This window comes from Bradyrhizobium sp. 23 (genome assembly GCF_023073295.1).
Lineage (GTDB): Bacteria > Pseudomonadota > Alphaproteobacteria > Rhizobiales > Xanthobacteraceae > Bradyrhizobium > Bradyrhizobium canariense_D.
Map to the genome: position 1 here is coordinate 22,517 of NZ_JADPJF010000038.1, position 847 is coordinate 23,363.

General features: G+C 63.0%; 2 protein-coding genes. Both read left to right on the forward strand.

Translation table 11 applies throughout. From position 1 onward, the window contains the following. A partial coding sequence (locus IVB32_RS08590) for a helix-turn-helix domain-containing protein (RefSeq protein ID WP_247410114.1) occupies positions 1-125 on the forward strand: 125 nt, incomplete at its 5' end. A 51-nt stretch (positions 126-176) separates the two neighbouring features. After that, a complete protein-coding gene (locus tag IVB32_RS08595) occupies positions 177-767 on the forward strand; it encodes an NADPH-dependent FMN reductase (protein ID WP_085353019.1) in 591 nt (196 codons plus the stop codon). Positions 768-847 lie beyond the last annotated feature (80 nt).

The following is an 847-nucleotide window of genomic DNA, read 5'->3' on the forward strand; positions in this document are numbered from 1 at the left end:
CCGATAGTGTCAAGGCCGTCGCGCTGGCGTTCGGCTTCTGGCATCTCAGCGACTTCTCCAGAAGCTATTGCGACCAGTTCGGCGAGACACCTTCGCAAACGCTTGAATCCGGACGGCGAACTTAGCGCGTCAAAACGTTGAGGGCCGGCCTGATGATCCGTGCTATACTGCTGCCCATGAGCAATCGCATTCTCGTCCTCTACGGTTCCTACCGTTCCGACCGCATGGGCATACGCCTAGCGAATTTCGTCATCGATCGCCTGCGCGCCCGCGGCGACGACGTCGTGTTTATCGACGCCAAGGCGATCGGCCTGCCGATGCTCGATCGCATGTACAAGGAATACCCCAAGGGCTCCGCACCCGAGGCGCTGGAGAAGCTCGCCGGAGAGATCCGCGGCGCAGATGGTTTCGTCTTCGTCACCGGCGAATACAATTGGGGCATCCAGCCGGGCCTGAAGAATCTCACCGACCACTTCCTCGAGGAGTGGTTCTGGCGCCCAGCCGCGATCGTGAGCTACTCGGCCGGCCGCCTGTCCGGCGCGCGTGCCTCGACCGCCTGGCATGGCACGTTGTCGGAGATGGGCATGGTGGTGGTGTCGAGCACCATCGGCGTCGGCCCGATCGCACAGACGCTGTCGGAAGCGGGTGAACCGATCGGCGAGGGCGGCAAAGCGCTGGAACGCTCGTTCCCGCGCTTCGCCGACGATCTCGCATGGTGGATCGAGGCGGCCAAGGCGCAGCGGGCGCGCAAGGCGCCGCCGTACTAGCACTACTTTGGCAGAATGTGTTTTCGCCGCTGTTTTTCAAGGATTTGCTTTCGGCAATATGGGCACTGCTGGGGCGGCGG

Bases quoted from the DNA above. Each gene is read 5' to 3' on its own strand.
- IVB32_RS08595 (WP_085353019.1), top strand. From the start codon at position 177: ATGAGCAATCGCATTCTCGTCCTCTACGGTTCCTACCGTTCCGACCGC.